Source organism: Erythrobacter sp. MTPC3, assembly GCF_042854385.1.
Classification (GTDB): domain Bacteria; phylum Pseudomonadota; class Alphaproteobacteria; order Sphingomonadales; family Sphingomonadaceae; genus Erythrobacter.
In genome coordinates, this window is record NZ_BTGP01000002.1 from 216,238 (window position 1) to 231,428 (window position 15,191).

The 15,191-nt window shown below is 59.4% G+C and carries 18 protein-coding genes; 7 read left to right on the top strand and 11 right to left on the bottom strand.

What is annotated here, in order from left to right:
* Window positions 1–2 precede the first annotated feature (2 nt).
* Both ACGHU1_RS03770 and ACGHU1_RS03775 read left to right on the top strand, forming a co-directional pair.
* A complete protein-coding gene (locus ACGHU1_RS03770; protein WP_390583596.1) occupies window positions 3–1,238 on the top strand; it encodes a dicarboxylate/amino acid:cation symporter in 1,236 nt (411 codons plus the stop codon).
* The gene (locus ACGHU1_RS03775; RefSeq protein WP_390583598.1) at window positions 1,228–1,653 is read left to right on the top strand and encodes a hypothetical protein; all 426 of its coding nucleotides are present in this window, start codon (window positions 1,228–1,230) and stop codon (window positions 1,651–1,653) included. The genes ACGHU1_RS03770 and ACGHU1_RS03775 overlap by 11 nt, the downstream gene beginning before the upstream one ends.
* 35 nt (window positions 1,654–1,688) lie before the next feature.
* Here the strand turns inward: ACGHU1_RS03775 and nth are convergent, their stop codons facing one another.
* Both nth and dapB read right to left on the bottom strand, forming a co-directional pair.
* Window positions 1,689–2,339: an endonuclease III gene (gene nth / locus ACGHU1_RS03780; RefSeq protein ID WP_390583600.1), complete on the bottom strand. Its 651-nt coding sequence runs from the start codon at window positions 2,337–2,339 to the stop codon at window positions 1,689–1,691.
* The gene (gene dapB / locus ACGHU1_RS03785; protein WP_390583602.1) at window positions 2,336–3,067 is read right to left on the bottom strand and encodes a 4-hydroxy-tetrahydrodipicolinate reductase; all 732 of its coding nucleotides are present in this window, start codon (window positions 3,065–3,067) and stop codon (window positions 2,336–2,338) included. Before dapB ends, nth begins: the two co-directional genes overlap by 4 nt.
* A gap of 34 nt (window positions 3,068–3,101) precedes the next feature.
* Between dapB and ACGHU1_RS03790 the strand changes: the two genes are divergently transcribed.
* Complete coding sequence (locus tag ACGHU1_RS03790) at window positions 3,102–3,806, top strand: NAD-dependent deacylase (protein WP_390583935.1); 705 nt, start codon at window positions 3,102–3,104, stop codon at window positions 3,804–3,806.
* 6 nt (window positions 3,807–3,812) lie between these two features.
* Here ACGHU1_RS03790 and ACGHU1_RS03795 read toward each other — a convergent pair whose 3' ends face one another.
* The 6 genes from ACGHU1_RS03795 to mutM form a co-directional block, all read right to left on the bottom strand.
* Window positions 3,813–4,220 (bottom strand): YidH family protein, encoded by a 408-nt coding sequence (locus ACGHU1_RS03795; protein WP_390583604.1) that lies wholly within the window; start codon window positions 4,218–4,220, stop codon window positions 3,813–3,815.
* A 4-nt stretch (window positions 4,221–4,224) separates the two neighbouring features.
* Window positions 4,225–4,989 carry a HesA/MoeB/ThiF family protein gene (locus ACGHU1_RS03800; protein ID WP_390583606.1) on the bottom strand — a complete coding sequence of 255 codons (765 nt, stop codon included), beginning with the start codon at window positions 4,987–4,989 and terminating at the stop codon, window positions 4,225–4,227.
* Window positions 4,986–5,426, bottom strand: coding sequence for a DUF983 domain-containing protein (locus ACGHU1_RS03805; protein ID WP_390583607.1), 441 nt, complete (start codon window positions 5,424–5,426; stop codon window positions 4,986–4,988). The genes ACGHU1_RS03800 and ACGHU1_RS03805 overlap by 4 nt, the downstream gene beginning before the upstream one ends.
* Window positions 5,427–5,535: 109 nt before the next feature.
* Entirely contained in the window at window positions 5,536–6,939 is a 1,404-nt protein-coding gene (gene dnaA / locus ACGHU1_RS03810) for a chromosomal replication initiator protein DnaA (protein WP_390583937.1), read from the bottom strand.
* Between the two features lie 507 nt (window positions 6,940–7,446).
* Window positions 7,447–7,707 (bottom strand): 30S ribosomal protein S20, encoded by a 261-nt coding sequence (rpsT, locus tag ACGHU1_RS03815; RefSeq protein ID WP_390583609.1) that lies wholly within the window; start codon window positions 7,705–7,707, stop codon window positions 7,447–7,449.
* A gap of 185 nt (window positions 7,708–7,892) precedes the next feature.
* Window positions 7,893–8,708 (bottom strand): bifunctional DNA-formamidopyrimidine glycosylase/DNA-(apurinic or apyrimidinic site) lyase, encoded by an 816-nt coding sequence (mutM, locus tag ACGHU1_RS03820; protein ID WP_390583610.1) that lies wholly within the window; start codon window positions 8,706–8,708, stop codon window positions 7,893–7,895.
* Window positions 8,709–8,809: 101 nt separating this feature from the next.
* On the opposite strand from mutM, the gene ACGHU1_RS03825 reads away from it, so the two are divergent.
* Both ACGHU1_RS03825 and ubiB read left to right on the top strand, forming a co-directional pair.
* On the top strand, window positions 8,810–9,577 hold the full coding sequence (locus tag ACGHU1_RS03825; RefSeq protein ID WP_390583611.1) for a class I SAM-dependent methyltransferase: 768 nt from the start codon (window positions 8,810–8,812) through the stop codon (window positions 9,575–9,577).
* Window positions 9,578–9,602: 25 nt separating this feature from the next.
* Window positions 9,603–11,165 carry a 2-polyprenylphenol 6-hydroxylase gene (gene ubiB / locus ACGHU1_RS03830; protein ID WP_390583613.1) on the top strand — a complete coding sequence of 521 codons (1,563 nt, stop codon included), beginning with the start codon at window positions 9,603–9,605 and terminating at the stop codon, window positions 11,163–11,165.
* Between the two features lie 3 nt (window positions 11,166–11,168).
* Here ubiB and ACGHU1_RS03835 read toward each other — a convergent pair whose 3' ends face one another.
* Window positions 11,169–11,549 (bottom strand): DUF4345 family protein, encoded by a 381-nt coding sequence (locus ACGHU1_RS03835; RefSeq protein WP_390583615.1) that lies wholly within the window; start codon window positions 11,547–11,549, stop codon window positions 11,169–11,171.
* A gap of 236 nt (window positions 11,550–11,785) precedes the next feature.
* Here ACGHU1_RS03835 and ACGHU1_RS03840 point away from each other — a divergent pair, with 236 nt between their 5' ends.
* Window positions 11,786–13,462: a bifunctional phosphopantothenoylcysteine decarboxylase/phosphopantothenate synthase gene (locus ACGHU1_RS03840; protein ID WP_390583617.1), complete on the top strand. Its 1,677-nt coding sequence runs from the start codon at window positions 11,786–11,788 to the stop codon at window positions 13,460–13,462.
* On the top strand, window positions 13,459–13,953 hold the full coding sequence (gene dut / locus ACGHU1_RS03845) for a dUTP diphosphatase (protein ID WP_390583619.1): 495 nt from the start codon (window positions 13,459–13,461) through the stop codon (window positions 13,951–13,953). The genes ACGHU1_RS03840 and dut overlap by 4 nt, the downstream gene beginning before the upstream one ends.
* Here dut and ACGHU1_RS03850 read toward each other — a convergent pair.
* Window positions 13,950–14,390 carry a hypothetical protein gene (locus ACGHU1_RS03850; RefSeq protein WP_390583621.1) on the bottom strand — a complete coding sequence of 147 codons (441 nt, stop codon included), beginning with the start codon at window positions 14,388–14,390 and terminating at the stop codon, window positions 13,950–13,952. The two genes, dut and ACGHU1_RS03850, sit on opposite strands and share 4 nt — an antisense overlap.
* Before the next feature lie 116 nt (window positions 14,391–14,506).
* On the bottom strand, window positions 14,507–15,169 hold the full coding sequence (locus tag ACGHU1_RS03855; protein ID WP_390583623.1) for a DUF4136 domain-containing protein: 663 nt from the start codon (window positions 15,167–15,169) through the stop codon (window positions 14,507–14,509).
* Window positions 15,170–15,191: the final 22 nt, after the last annotated feature.

Genomic DNA, 15,191 nt, shown 5'->3' on the forward strand with positions numbered 1-15,191 from the left:
ACATGAAAACCTGGTTTGCAATTCCGCTATGGCAGCGGGTGATCGGTGCGCTGATCCTTGGCGTGATCGCCGGGTATTTCTGGGGGCCAGAGGCGGAAAGCATCAAGATTATCGGCGATGTGTTCATCGGCTTTATCAAAATGCTGGTCGTGCCGCTCATCTTTTTCAGCCTTGTCGCGGGCGTTGCGAGTATTGGCGATATCCGGAAGCTGGGCGCTGTTGGCGGGCGCGCATTACTGCTGTTTGTGGTCAGCGGACAGATTGCCGTCTGGCTGGGCCTTGGCCTTGGCACGCTGCTGCAACCGGGTGCCGGGGTCGATACAAGCGCAATCGAGATGGGCGCCGTGCCGGAGCCGAATGAAACGACGTTCAACGACATGATCCTGGGTATGATCCCGCAAAGCCCGGTTCAGGTGATGGCCGACGTAAACGTCCTCCCCCTGATCGTGTTTTCGCTGCTGATCGGGATCGGCATCCTGATGGCGAAAGAGGAGGGCGAGCCTGTCCTCAAAATCTTCGATTCCGGTTCGGTCGTGATGCAGAAAGTCACGATGGTTGTGATGGAGCTGACCCCGTTCGGAGTGTTTGCGCTGATGGCATGGGTCGCCGGCACGCTGGGGCTGGATGCGCTCGCCGCGCTCGGCAAGCTGGTGTTCCTCAATTACCTCGGATGCCTGCTGATCATCGCGCTGATCTATGGCGGGATGATAAAATTCATTGCGAAGCTGCCGGTGATCGATTTCTTTCGCGGGATCATCGATGCAATCGCGGTGAGTTATTCCACGGCCAGCTCCAACGCGACCCTGCCTGTGACGCTGCGCTGTGCACAGCGCAATCTGGGTGTGTCCAACTCTGTGGCGAGTTTCGTCATCAGCCTGGGCGCGACGATCAATATGAATGGCACGGCCATGTATCTTGGCCTCGCGACACTGTTTGGCGCGCAAATTTTCGGCGTAGACCTGAGCTGGGGCGATTATTTCCTGATCTCGATCCTAGGCACGCTGGGAGCGGTGGGCGCTGCGGGTATTCCGGGCGCGGGCCTTATCATGATGGCGCTGGTATTCGGCGCGGTCGGAGTGCCGCTGGAAACGATTGCCTTCGTGGCGGGCGTTGACCGGATCATGGATATGATGCGCACCACCACCAACGTTTCAGGCGACGCGGCTGTTGCGACTACGGTCGCGGCGATGACGGGCGAAATCGACAGGGCCGAGATGATCTCGGCCGATGATGTTTGAGAGCGCAGGCGCGGTGAGAAACAAATTAATTCAGAACGGTTTCATCCTCGCTGGCCTCAGCAACATCCTTGGCGTTTTGGTGTGCTCCAAAGCGCTCACTAACGAAGTGATGATGAACGCTCAGCCAAATGTCATGGGCTTATTTGGCTTGGTGTCGATCCTTTTATGGGGGCTTGGCTATATTGCGGTCTACAAAAGTTATGCGCAGGTACGCTGGCTGATTGCTGTTTTCGTGATTGAGAAGCTAGCCTACGTGATCGCGTGGCTCTCTTTCATCACCACCGAGTCCTTGAGCCAGGTCTACGATCAGGACCTTCTCGCCGGTATTTTTTATACCATTTATGGCGCTAACGATTTTCTGTTTATGATTTTCTTCGCGTTTGTATTTCTGAGGACGCAACCAGCGTCACTCTAGACTGCCATGAATTTGCCGGCCTGCGCCGCGCGCCATTAACGCCCCTTAGGCTTTTCCGTCACCTTTTTCCTGAAGCTGCACAGGTCCGCCAGATCGCAGCGCCAGCATTCCGGCGTGCGGGCTTTGCAAACATAGCGGCCATGAAGGATCAGCCAGTGATGGGCGTGTAGGCGAAACGGCTGTGGCACGCGCTTTTCCAGTTTTGCCTCAACCGCTTCGGGCGTTTTGCCTTTGGCTAAACCCGTGCGGTTGCCGACGCGCAGGATGTGGGTGTCGACTGCAAACGTCTCTTGTTTGAACCAGCAATTGAGCACCACATTCGCTGTTTTGCGCCCGACGCCGGGTAGCCGCACGAGATCATCGCGCGTGTCAGGAACCTCTCCGCCATAATCGTCGATCAGCAATTGCGAGAGCGCGATGACGTTCTTTGCCTTTGAGTTGAACAGGCCGATTGTCTTGATGTGCCCGATCAGCCCTTCCAGCCCCAGATCGAGCATTTGCTGCGGCGTTTCCACCTTTGCAAACAGCGGCCGGGTCGCCTTGTTCACACCGACATCGGTGGCCTGCGCCGACAAAGCGACCGCGACGACTAGCTGGTAGGCATTGCCATATTCCAGCTCGGTTTCAGGCTCAGGATTATCCTCCGCAAGGCGGCGGAAAAACTCGAAAATCTGGTCTTTGGTCATGCGAGGCTTAGCACGTCTTCCATCGCGTATCGCCCGGCTGGTTTGCCTGTAAGCCATTCGGCCCCGCGCACCGCGCCGCGTGCAAAGATCATGCGGTTTTCTGCTGAATGCGACAGCGTGATCCGCTCTTCTTTTCCTGCAAAAATGACGCTGTGTTCGCCCGCGACTGTGCCGCCGCGCAGGGTTGCAAAGCCAATGTCGCCTTCGCGCCGCTCCCCAGTCTGCCCGTGACGGCCGCTATCCATCGCGTCCGCCAGATCAACGCCGCGCGCGCTGGCAGCCGCCTCTCCCAGCAGTTTTGCGGTTCCTGACGGAGCATCGACTTTCATGCGGTGGTGCATTTCGAGCACTTCGATATCCCAGTCCGGACCCAGTTTCGCAGCGGCCTCCTTCACCAGATGCGCGAGCAGAGTCACTCCCAGCGACGTGTTGCCGGTCTGCAAGACGGGTATTTCCTTCGAAGCTTCGGCAAGCAGGACGAAATGCTCCTCTTCAAGGCCGGTGGTCCCGATCAGGATCGGAATGCCGGCAGAACGAGCCGCGCGAAGATTGGAGCCGAGCGCATCGGGAGAAGAAAAATCAACCACGACATCGCACTGGTTCAAAATTGGCGCAGGGTCGCCGCCAAGATCGACACCGACGCGAAATTCATGGCCAGCCTCGCCAATCGCATCGATGATTGCGCATCCCATGCGGCCCTTATGTCCGATTACGCCAAATTGTATCATTGATCTTCAAGCCCTTGCCGTGTTCATGAACAGCATGGCAGAGATCAAGCGCATCGTCATCCTTACAGGGGCCGGAATTTCGGCAGAAAGCGGCATCGACACATTCCGATCCGCGGGCGGATTGTGGGAACAGCACCGGGTCGAGGATGTCGCGACGCCCGAAGGGTTCGCTCGCAATCCTGATCTTGTGCTTGGCTTTTACGATGCACGGCGGGAGGCGCTGGCATCGGTTGAACCGAATGACGCCCACCGCGCCTTGGCTCGTTTGGAGCGCGAGTTTGCAGGAGATTTACTGCTGGTCACACAGAACGTCGATGATCTGCATGAGCGGGGCGGATCGCGGCGGGTCCTGCACATGCACGGCGAATTGAAAAGCGCGCTTTGCGCCGCGTGCGAAATGCGCAGCGCGTGGGATGCTCCGATGTCGGACAGGCCGCAATGCCCGATCTGTCAGGCGCCTAGCTTGCGCCCCGATGTCGTGTGGTTTGGCGAGATGCCGTATCAGATGGAGCGGATTTACGCGGCGCTGTCGCAGGCCGATCTGTTCGTCAGCATCGGCACGAGCGGGGCGGTGTATCCGGCGGCAGGCTTTGTCCAAGAGGTGCAGCGGACAGGAGCGGACACGCTGGAGCTAAATCTGGATGCAAGCGACGGGACGCCTTTTTTCCGGGAGGCACGGCATGGACCGGCAGGATCGTTGGTCCCGCAATGGGTCGATGAGGTGCTAGCCCGCGCCTGAGCGCGTTCAGGCTTCCGGAAAACGCATGACCCAAATGGCGACGGCCAGAGCGACGCTGCCGAGCGCCATGAAACCAGCGACCAATTTCAGATTGGTGCTTTTGATGGGTTCGGCATGGTGCGCGTGCAGCCGGTCATGGACTTCGCAGCCATTTTTCTGCGCGCTCCAGAAAATGAAAACGCCGATGCAGATGAAGCCGGTGGCGATCAGACGGGGTACCCAGGCCGGCTCCATTGAGTTGAACAGCGCGTTGAAACCGAGGCCGATACCAACCGCGGCAAGTCCGGTCCGCATCCAGCCAGCAAAGGTCCGCTCGTTCGCCATGACCGTGCGATCCTCGGCCCAATCCGTCCGGTCTTCGGCAAGATCGGTGCGTTCTTCTGCCAATTCGTTGGAGCTTGATTTGTCGCTCATCGCGTCAGCTGCATCCTTTGCAAGCACGGTCTTTTGAAAGGTTAAGCGTTTTTAGACCGGGTTTCGTTCCGTCCAGGATGTGCAGCTTGCCATATTGAGGGTCACCGAAACTGCTGACCCCGTGAAGCAGGACGCGCACCGCTTGCATCGCGGCAAAACTTCCGATCCAGCCCGCCATCGCGCCCAGCATTCCGTCCTCGGCGCAGGTGTCGCAGTCTTCTGCGTCGAAGGCGTCACCCACGAAACAGCGGTAGCACGGCTGATCGGCCAAATGCCCTGCAAACGCACCCACCTGACCCTGAAACCGGCCTACAGCGGCAGAGAGCAACGCGGTGCGTTCGGCAACGCAGGCATCGGAGACGGCAAGGCGGGTCGCAAAATTGTCGGTGCCGTCCAGCACCAGATCGGCGCCTGAAATCAGCTCGCCTGCATTTTGCGGTGTGATGCGCGTATCGGAAATCGACACCTCCAGCGCATCATCGAAATTTGCCAGCCAGCGCCGCGCACTTGTCGCTTTGCCGTGACCAACATCGCGCTGGGTAAAAATCGTCTGCCTTTGCAGGTTGCTGACATCGACGGTGTCGTCATCGATCAAAGTGAAGCGGCCAATCCCGCTCGCGGCGAGGTATTGCAGGACCGGCGATCCGATTCCGCCCAGACCGATGATCGCAAGATGAGCGCCCGCCAGCGCAACCTGGCCTGCTCCGCCGATTTCCGGCAGGACGATGTGACGGGCGAAACGATCGAGGCGAGCGGGAGACAGGCTCATAAATCGCGCTTTTCCGGTTCGACTTCACGGGCGGCGCGGCGCTCCTGCGAAAACGCGCCAATCCCGCGCCACCACAGAAACGCAATCACCGCGCCTTTTGTGGGCTGAAGCATCGCGATCAGCATTGCGATGGCGATCGGCAGCAGGATGGCGAGGGTTAGCCATGCCGACATTGCGAAAGTCCCGATCATCGTGATGACAACCGGGGCGAGGAGATGGCCGACCACGAAGATGCCGATATAGGCCGGAAAGTCATCGGCTTGCTGAAGCGACCAGTCCTGATCGCACGCGGCGCAGCGATCCACCGGCTTTAGCCATTTGCGAAACAGCGATGCCTTGTCACAGCGCGGACACCGGCCGCGAATGCCCCGCATTGCGGCGGCAGTCATGCTTTCCGGCAAATCGGATTGCGCATTAAAAGGCTGGGGACCACTCATGTGAAAAGCTGTTTACTGCATGTGCACAGGCTGTCGACAGCCCTGTGTATAGGACTGTCGACAAACTGTTGGCGATGTGTGGACCCGCATATCGGGCGCGGAAGGCGATTTAGCTTTCGAGCTGGCGCAGCAGGCTGCGGACGTCCCCGTCCATATCGGCGTCGCGCTGGCGCAGATCTTCGATCAGGCGGACAGCGTGGATAACCGTGGAATGGTCGCGCCCACCGAACTTGCGGCCAATCTCTGGATAGGAACGCGGCGTCAGCACCTTCGACAGATACATTGCAACCTGCCGCGGACGAACCACGGCGCGCGCGCGCCGCTTTGACGACATTTCGCTGCGGTCGATCCGGTAGAACTGGCAGACCGTGCGCTGAATCTCGTCAATCGTGATCCGGCGGCGATTGGCCGACAGGATATCGGTCAGCTGTTCCTCGGCTAGATTGAGCGAAACCTCCTGACCCGTCAGCTGCGCGTAGGCGATCAGTTTGTTGAGGCCGCCGACCAGTTCGCGAATGTTGCGGGTGATCGTGCGGGCGAGAAAATCAAGCACATCACCCGGCACATTGAGCGGGGCAAAACGTGAAAGCTTCGATTCAAGGATTTTCTTGCGCAGTTCGATATCGGCAGCCTGAATGTCGGCGACCAGACCCATCGAAAGACGGCTGAGCAACCGCGGTTCCACTCCGTCGAGAGCCTGCGGGGCGCGGTCAGCTGCGAATACCAGCCGCTTACCTTCGGCCAGCAGGGCGTCGATGGTGTAAAGCAGCTCTTCCTGAGCCGATGCCTTGCCGATGATGAACTGGATATCGTCAACCAGCAGCAGGTCGAAACTGCGCAGCCGCGCTTTGAACTCGATCATCTGGTTGGCTTTGAGGGCCTGGACGAATTCCACCATGAACCGCTCAGCCGAGCAGTAGAAGATGCGGGCGCGCGGGTGTGCCTGCAAAAATGCGTGGCCGATGGCGTGGAGCAGGTGCGTCTTGCCCTGACCGGTGGCCGCTTTGAGATAGAGCGGCGAGAACTGGGGCTGCTCGGTCGCGGCCATGCGCTGCGCGGCATTGCAGGCCAGCACATTCGCCTCTCCGGTGACAAACGCTGCGAAGGTGAGCGAGGGGTCGAGGCCGACAGAGCTGGTAAAACCGGCATCACCGATTGTGCCTGCGGCGACGGCGATTGCGCTGGCGCCATCATTTGCCGGGCGGCGTCCATCGTCGAGTCGCAGTTCCGGCAATTGCCGGCGGCCCGGGTGCACCTGAATATTGACGGTGCGCACTTCGCTGCGGGCAATCTTCCATGCCAGCTGGAGCCGGTCATGAAAGCGATCCTTCACCCAGTTGGCGGAGAATTCTGTAGGAAGAAACAGATCGAGCCGGCCGGTTGCCTTGTCGATGCCGCCAACCTGGATCGGCTTGATCCACTGGCTGTGCAATTGATGACCCAGATCCTTACGGAGACCCTGACTGATATCGGACCAGTCTGCGGCCAGATTTACGGCTTCTGCATCTTCCATGAGATCGTCGTCTGCTTTCCGGCGCGTTGTCCGCGCCTTATCGGTATTGTGCACTATCGTTCCCCAAATTTTTCCCACTCCCGGAGCCGCATCCGGAGTGCACTTCAAATCTGTAACAGGTATAAGATCCCCCACTCGAAAACCGTGGTTTTCAAGGGCCCCCTGTCACTGGTATCTAGAACCCGAGCTGTCCCGACCCGGATGAGCCATGAATAAAGAGCGCATCGGCTTTCGAAGCAAGAACGGAATTTTCAAAAAACTGAAATATTCCGGTTGACTCGGTGCTAACCCGCAGACCCACGTTCAAGTCTTTGTTTTTATTGAATATGTGTAGTTTTCAGGGTGCGAATCGTTGGGAATCCGTAGGTTGCGTGAATGATCCCAACCCAGTGCCACTGCCATATTACCTAGAAACAAAAAGGGCCGCGCTTTTACAGCGCGGCCCGATAGCCAATTTAAGGCATGTTGTGTCCAGCGTGACCGCGAATCGCGGCCAGCAAAACCGAATCAGAGAGCGGCGACGCGCTTTGACAGGCGCGACATCTTACGCGCCACGGTGTTCTTGTGCATCACGCCGCGTGCAACACCGCGGGCCAGTTCAGGCTGGGCGTTCTTGAGAGCAGCTGCGGCTGCTTCCTTGTCGCCAGCTTCGACGGCAGCTTCGACTTTTTTGACGAAGCCGCGGATGCGGCTGACGCGGGCGGTGTTTACTTCCGTCCGGGTTGCGTTGCGACGAATGCGCTTACGGGCTTGCGGCGAATTGGCCATAATCTTGTCTGTCTCGCGTTTTGTAAGGCCGCCTTGGGGCGACCGATATCTAGAAATCGGTAATGATCGAAAATCGGTGCTGGGGATTCGCCCGAGCTACCGGAAAGCGCGCGACATAGGGCTAAGGGCTGTCGCGGTCAAGGATTCTTGACCAGCGCCGCGCCCCGTATTGCAGGCTGGCAAGCTTATTTCTGGCACTTGGCGCAGTACCAGGTGCTCCGCCCGCCTTGCGCGATGCGCCTGATCAACCCCCCGTCGTCGCGCCTGCACGGCTCTGCGGTGCGCCCGTACACGTCGAAGCGGGTGGCGAAATAACCCAGTTCCCCGTCTGGCTGTGCGTAATCGCGCAGGGATGAACCGCCATCCTTGATCGAGGTTTCCAGGACATCCTTGATCGCAGGGACCAGCCGGGCGAGCTGGGGCTTTGTCACTTTGCCGCCTGCCTTGCGCGGGTGGATGCCCGCCCGCCACAAAGCCTCGCATACGTAGATATTGCCGAGGCCTGCGACGATGCGCTGATCGAGCAGACACAGCTTGATGCTTTGCGTCTTGCCTTTCAAGGCGGATTTGAGGTGTTCGGGCGTCAGGCCGGGGCCAAGCGGTTCTGGACCGAGCGCGGCAAATTGCGGCCAGTTGTCGAGCCTATCGGACGCGAGCAGATCGACCGATCCAAAACGGCGCGGATCGCATAACGCAAACTGGTGGCTGGCGGTTTCCAGTATCAGATGATCATGCGGTTCGGCCTCTTCAGGGTCGATGCGCCAGCGCCCGCTCATGCCCAGATGGAAAATCATCGTCGATCCGCGGTCAAGGTGGATGAGACCGTATTTCGCCCGGCGCGAAAGATGCGTCACACCCGCGCCCGTCATCACCTGCACAAGGTCTGGTGGGAACGGACGGCGCAGGTTGGGGCGGTTGATCTGGACCCGCGTGATCCGCGCACCATCCAGAAAGCGGGCGAGGCCGCGCACTGTCGTTTCGACCTCTGGTAATTCGGGCATCGGGATATCCGCCGGATAGAATTGCATTTGCACGCGAAGAGTGCGCCGCAAACCCTCTAACACCCTTTGCGGATGGGGCAATTCCATCTAAGGCCGACCCTATGAACGAAGCATCGCACAACTCATCCGACGAAACGGTCAGTTTCGGATACGAAAACGTGACCCCGCAGGAAAAGACCCGCCGCGTTGGCGAGGTCTTCACCAGCGTCGCGCGAAAATACGATATCATGAACGATGCAATGTCGATGGGCATGCATCGCGGCTGGAAAGATCGCTTTGTCAAACGGGTGAAACCGCAGGCTGGCGAACAGATCCTCGATATGGCGGGCGGCACGGGCGACATCGCGTTTCGCATGGCGGATCGCGGCGCGGACATCACCGTGGCGGATATCAATCAGGATATGCTGGACGTCGGGGCAGAGCGGGCGATGGACCGCCCCGCAGGCGATGACACCGGCAGCCTGGTATTTACCTGCCAGAATGCCGAGGACGTGAGCTTCGCCTCAGGTAGCTTTGATGCGTATACGATCGTGTTCGGCATCCGCAATGTGACGTTCAAGGACAGGGCGCTGGCAGAGGCATACCGTGTCCTGCGTCCGGGCGGGCGGTTTTACTGCATGGAATTTTCGACCACGGAATGGTCCGGTTTCAAGGAAATCTACGACGTGTATTCGGACAAGCTGCTGCCGCGCATGGGACAGGCGATTGCAGGTGACGCGGATTCGTATCGCTATCTGGTCGAATCGATCCGCAAATTCCCTTCCATGCCCGAATTTGAAAGCATGATCCGCAGCGCAGGCTTTACCAATACGCGGGTGGAATCGATCCTTGGCGGTGCGGTCGCCATTCATTCCGGCTGGAAAGTGTGAGGACGCGCCGCACGGCAACCGCGCAATGACTGCTCCCATCATTCACCTGACCCGCCTTGCCCGATGGGGCGTAACGCTTGCACGGCGCCGCGCTCTTGTCGGTATCGAAGATGACCCCAACGCGCCCGCACAGGTGCGAAGGCTGGTAAAACTGGCGCGCTGGGCGACCCTCACACGGAAAAAGGGTGAGCGCGATTATGGCGGCGCATTCCGGGCAATTGGTCCTGCCGCGATCAAGCTGGGCCAATCGCTGGCGACCCGCCCCGATCTTGTGGGCGAGGAAGCGGCGGAAAACCTGCTCAGCCTGCAAGACAGCCTGCCTCCGGTTCCCTTCACCGAGATCAAGGCAGCGATTGAGGCCAGTTTCGACCGGCCGCTGGAGACGATGTTTGCAGAGGTTGATCCCGACCCGGTTGGGGCGGCTTCCATCGCGCAGGTGCACAAGGCTGTTACGACAGATGGCCGCACCGTCGCGATCAAGGTTCTGCGCCCGGGCATTCGTGAAAAATTCGCGCGCGATATCCAGACCTACGAATGGGCCGCAGCGCATGTGGAGGCTATGGGCGGAGAGGCAACGCGCCTGCGCCCGCGCCTGACGATTGCAAATTTCAAACGCTGGTCCAATTCCGAACTCGATTTGCGGCGCGAGGCGGCCTCGGCATCGGAATTGACTGAGGAGATGTCGGGGGTTGGCGGATACCGCATTCCAGCCATCGACTGGGACCGGACCAATGGCCGCGTATTGACCATCGAATGGATCGACGGGGTCAAGATCAGCAACCGCGATGAACTGATCGCGCGCGGGCATGATCTCGACGCGATTTCCGAGCGGCTGGTGATTTCATTCCTGACGCAGGCCATCAGCGCAGGGTTCTTCCATGCGGATATGCATCAGGGGAACCTGTTCATCGAAGACGACGGTACGATTGTGGCCATCGATTTCGGTATCATGGGCCGGATTGACCGGCGTGCGCGGCAATGGCTTGCGGAAATCCTCTACGGCCTGACCACGGGCAATTACAAACGCGTCTCCGAGATTCACTTCGAGGCGCAATATGTGCCCAGTTATCATTCGGTCGGAGAATTCGCGACGGCACTGCGGGCGGTGGGTGAACCGATGCGCGGAAAGCCGGTGAAAGAGCTGAGCGTCGGCCAGATGCTGGACGGGCTGTTCGCGATCACGCGCGATTTCGACATGCAGACCCAGCCGCATCTGTTGCTGCTGCAAAAAACGATGGTGATGGTCGAAGGGATCGCCACCCAGCTAAATCCTGACATCAATATGTGGGATACCGCCGCGCCCTATGTGCGCAGCTGGATCCGCGACGAATTGGGGCCGGAGGCGGCTGTTGCCGACCGGATCAAGGAAGACACAGAAACGCTGTTCCGCCTTCCAGGATTGATCCGCAGGCTTGAAGAGCAATTCCCGCCAAAAGGCGGCGCACCGGAGGCTCCGCCCTTGCCAGAGATCAAACTGCTGACCGACAGAAAGCCGCGCACAGGCGGATCCCGCCTAGGTTATGTGGCCGCGATCCTGGCAGGTGCAGGCGCGATGTGGGCTGCATCCAGCATGGGCTGGATTGGCTGACGCCTAATTTGCGGCAGGCAGTTTTTTCGCAGCGATCAGCCCGAAAATCCCCAGCAGTGCCTCAACCACCATCGGGGTTATAAATCCGTCGAAACTGCCGTCGATCAAAAGCGCGACCACGCGCGAAACCAGCGTCACCAGCATCAGCGCCGCACCGATAATCAGGGGATCACGGCGCCGCTGCCATGCTCCCCAGATGAAGCAGGCGCCGCCGACTGTGAAGAAAGCGGTAAAGTCCGCGCGAACCGATGTCAGCCCGTGCGCACCTTCCACCGTGATGCCGAAATCAGCTGCGGACACAGCCGGATCAATCAGAAACCCGATCCCCATGAATACGAGTAGCAGCCCGCCCAGTATCAATCCTGCCCTAAGCGCCAAAATCACATCATTCTCCCCCAAACCAAACACCATCTACCGGTAAGGGAGGTCGGGACTCAACAAAAATTAACCATTGCAACGCAAGGGATACACAAGGCGCGCGTTGACACTTGGCTGCGCGCGCCTGCACGGCTAGGCTCGTCTTCGCGCGCTGGTTGGCGCGGATCGCATCGTACAGGAGTAACACGAAGCATGACTGGCTGGTTGAGCCTCTGCCACCTTCACGCGAGGGGACGGGCATCGTGAATACGGCTTCACCCAAGGTGTTGCTGGTTGTGGGCGGCGGGATCGCGGCTTACAAATCATGCGAGCTGGTCCGGTTGATCCGTAAAGGCGGCGGCGATGTGACCTGCGTTGTTACTAAAGGCGGACAGCAATTCGTCACGCCCATGTCGCTTGCCGCGCTCAGTGAAAATCAGGTTTACACCAATCTCTTCGACCTCAAGAACGAGGCGGAGATGGGCCATATCCAGTTGAGCCGCGAGGCCGATCTGGTCGTGGTTTGCCCGGCGACAGCCGACCTGATGGCCAAAATGGCCGCCGGCATTGCCGATGACCTGGCGACCACCCTGATCCTTGCCACGGACAAGCCGGTGATGGCGGTTCCGGCAATGAATGTGCGCATGTGGGAACATGCCTCGACCCAGCGCAATATCGCCTTGCTTGAACAGGCCGGCGTCGAGGTGCTGCATCCCGACGAAGGTCCCATGGCGTGCGGCGAATTTGGTTATGGCAGATTGCCCGAACCCCATGCAATCTGGCGTGAAATCGCCGCACACTTCGATATCGAGGTAGAGGAGGCAGCGCCCGCGCCTGCGCCTGCCAACGATCAGCAAGACCCGGGTCCCGCAAACATCGAATTCGAAGCGCTGGAGCCAGAGGAAGAACGCGGCGGCGGCCTTGGCGGGCTGCTTGCGCGGATTATCCCCCGCTCGACGGCCAAGCGCAGCCACGAAGACATCGAAACCGAATTTGCCGAGCTGGATGAACAGCAAGGCGAAGAGATCGAAGGCGAAGAACCGCTAGAGGAGCTTCCTGAAGAGGAAGAACCGGAATTCAATCCCGACTTTGGCGGGCCGTTGCTTGCGAAGAAAGGCGGGGCTGGCGCAGCGCCGCCAATCGATATCAGCGCGATCAACCACGAAGTCGACGATCGCAAATCCGCTCCCGAGCCGGTGACGGCAGGTGGCGCGCCGGGCGAGATTGAAACCGTGGTAGATGACGTGGTTGGCGCAGGCGGCTTTGACATCGACGCTGGGTATCGCCCGCTTGAGGGACGGCACGTCCTCGTAACGGCGGGACCGACCTGGGAATCGCTCGACCCGGTACGTTACATCGCCAACCGATCCAGCGGTAAACAAGGCTTCGCGATCGCTGCGGCGGCTTCTGCGCTGGGTGCGAAAGTCACTCTGGTCGCAGGGCCCGTATCGCTGAAAACGCCTGCGGGCGTTGACCGTATCGACGTCGAAAGCGCGGACGATATGAACAAGGCGGTGAAGCGCGCTCTTCCCGCCGATGTTGCTGTGATGGTGGCTGCGGTCGCTGATTGGCGGCCAAAAGAATATCTCGACGAAAAGATCAAGAAACGCGGCTCTGCACCGCCTGCATTGATGTTGACCGAAAACCCCGACATTCTGACGAATGTGGCCGGCGGCAAAGAGCGCCCCGAACTGGTTATCGGATTTGCAGCCGAGACGGAAAACGTCCTTGAAAATGCCAAGCGTAAACGCAAGCGGAAGGCCGCCGACTGGATCGTGGCAAACGATGTTTCGGGTGATGTGATGGGCGGCAATGACAACCGCGTCCATATCGTCAAAGGCGACGGGGTCGAAAGCCTTGATGAAATGCCCAAAAGCGCCGTCGCAATGGCGATTGCGGAACGGATTGCAGCCTCTTTTAAGGCTGAGGCAGCGGAATGACCGCCCGGTTGGTTGGCGGGGAAGGGCCCGCGACTGCACCCGGCATCCCAGTAAAGCTGAAACGACTCGCCCACGGCGAAGGGCTATCTCTGCCCGCCTATGCCACTGGCGGCGCGGCTGGGATGGATGTTGTCTCTGCCGAGGATGTGACGATTGCGCCCGGTGCACGTCACGCGGTCGCGACCGGCCTGTCGATGGCTATCCCTCAAGGATATGAAATCCAGGTGCGCCCCCGTTCAGGATTGGCTTTCAAGCACGGCATCACAGTGCCCAATACGCCGGGAACAATCGATTCCGATTACCGGGGCGAGCTAAAGGTCTTGCTGATCAATCACGGAACCGATGCGTTTGTTATTGCACGCGGTGACCGCGTCGCGCAGCTCGTGCTGGCGCCGGTGGTTCATGCGTCATGGCACGAAGTGGATGAGCTGGACGAAACGATGCGCGGTGATGGCGGGTTTGGCTCAACCGGCGGGCATGCTGCGCTTTAGTGCTTGCCTGACTTTGCAAATGAGGGATCGAACCTGATCGCCTCATCCATTGGCATGGTGAGCCAGGGGCGAAATAAACCGCTGCGATCCTTCCAGAAATAGACGACCCAGCGGTCTCCTGCTTGCGGCAGCGCAGGCAGATTCCATTCGCACGCTGACGATCCACATCCGCGCTCAAATTGAAAGGTTTCCGGCAGCGCGCTTCCTTCGACCATCTCTACGATAGCTGCGTGGGCCTGCCACGGATGCGCGTCGGCTTGCCTTTCAGCAATGTGCCGGGCCGTCGTCACCGATACGATGGCTACACCCTCAATCGTCCCTTGTGCTTTGCCATACTCAATCCGTGAGGCGGGCGGAATGTTGACGGCGCATGCGCCCGCCACCGACGCAGTGCCCAATGCGAGTGCGATCCCGGCCAAGAACCATCTAGTGTGCATGAGGCCGGTCTACCGCCTCCCGGATTAACATTCGAGGAATCAAAAAGGGCGGCGCCGATCCCCTGGCGCCGCCCCATCGTCCCATCCAAGGGTTGTTATTTTCGCAACATAGCGGATTAGTCGACGGTGCGCACCCGCTTTCCGTCATCTTTGATCGTAATCCGCAGGGTTTCACCGGAATTCCCAGGGAAATCAGTGAACAAGGCATCGACAAGGTTGGGCACAAGCGTCTGCAAACGGTTCGTCCGTGACGCAGCCTGCGCCTTTCCTTCGAACAGCCGCTGCCCATCTGCAGTCGAATCGATCTTCACATCGATATCGCCGGTGTAGACTGTGTAGCTGCGCACTTCCGGGCCAGCGAGGAACGGGTCATAGAAACCGAACGCGTAACCACGGCGAAAGCCATATCCCCGGCCCCATGGACCAAAGAACGGATCGTTGAAGCCCGCGCCCGCTGTGGTGCGCACGCGTTCGCGGCCATTATCGACCCCGTAATCGAACCGCACCAGCAAAGAGGCTTCCGAAGGTGAGGGGGCCTCGACATAGCCGAGCCGTTCCATTTCATCGCCGACCATGTCCGCATAGAGCGAAAATTCGAGCCCGCCTGCCAATTTAGGATCTTCTGCCACGACTGCGTAGCTTTGACCCTGCGGCGCAGGCAGCGATGTCGCGAAACGCGAAACATCGGCGTTGAATGATGGTGCGCAGGCGGACAGCCCGGCTGCCATCAGGAGAGAAAGCGAGGCCCGCTTGGCGGTGGTTTTGATCGAAAAAGTCATAGCATACCCTGTAAAATCGTCA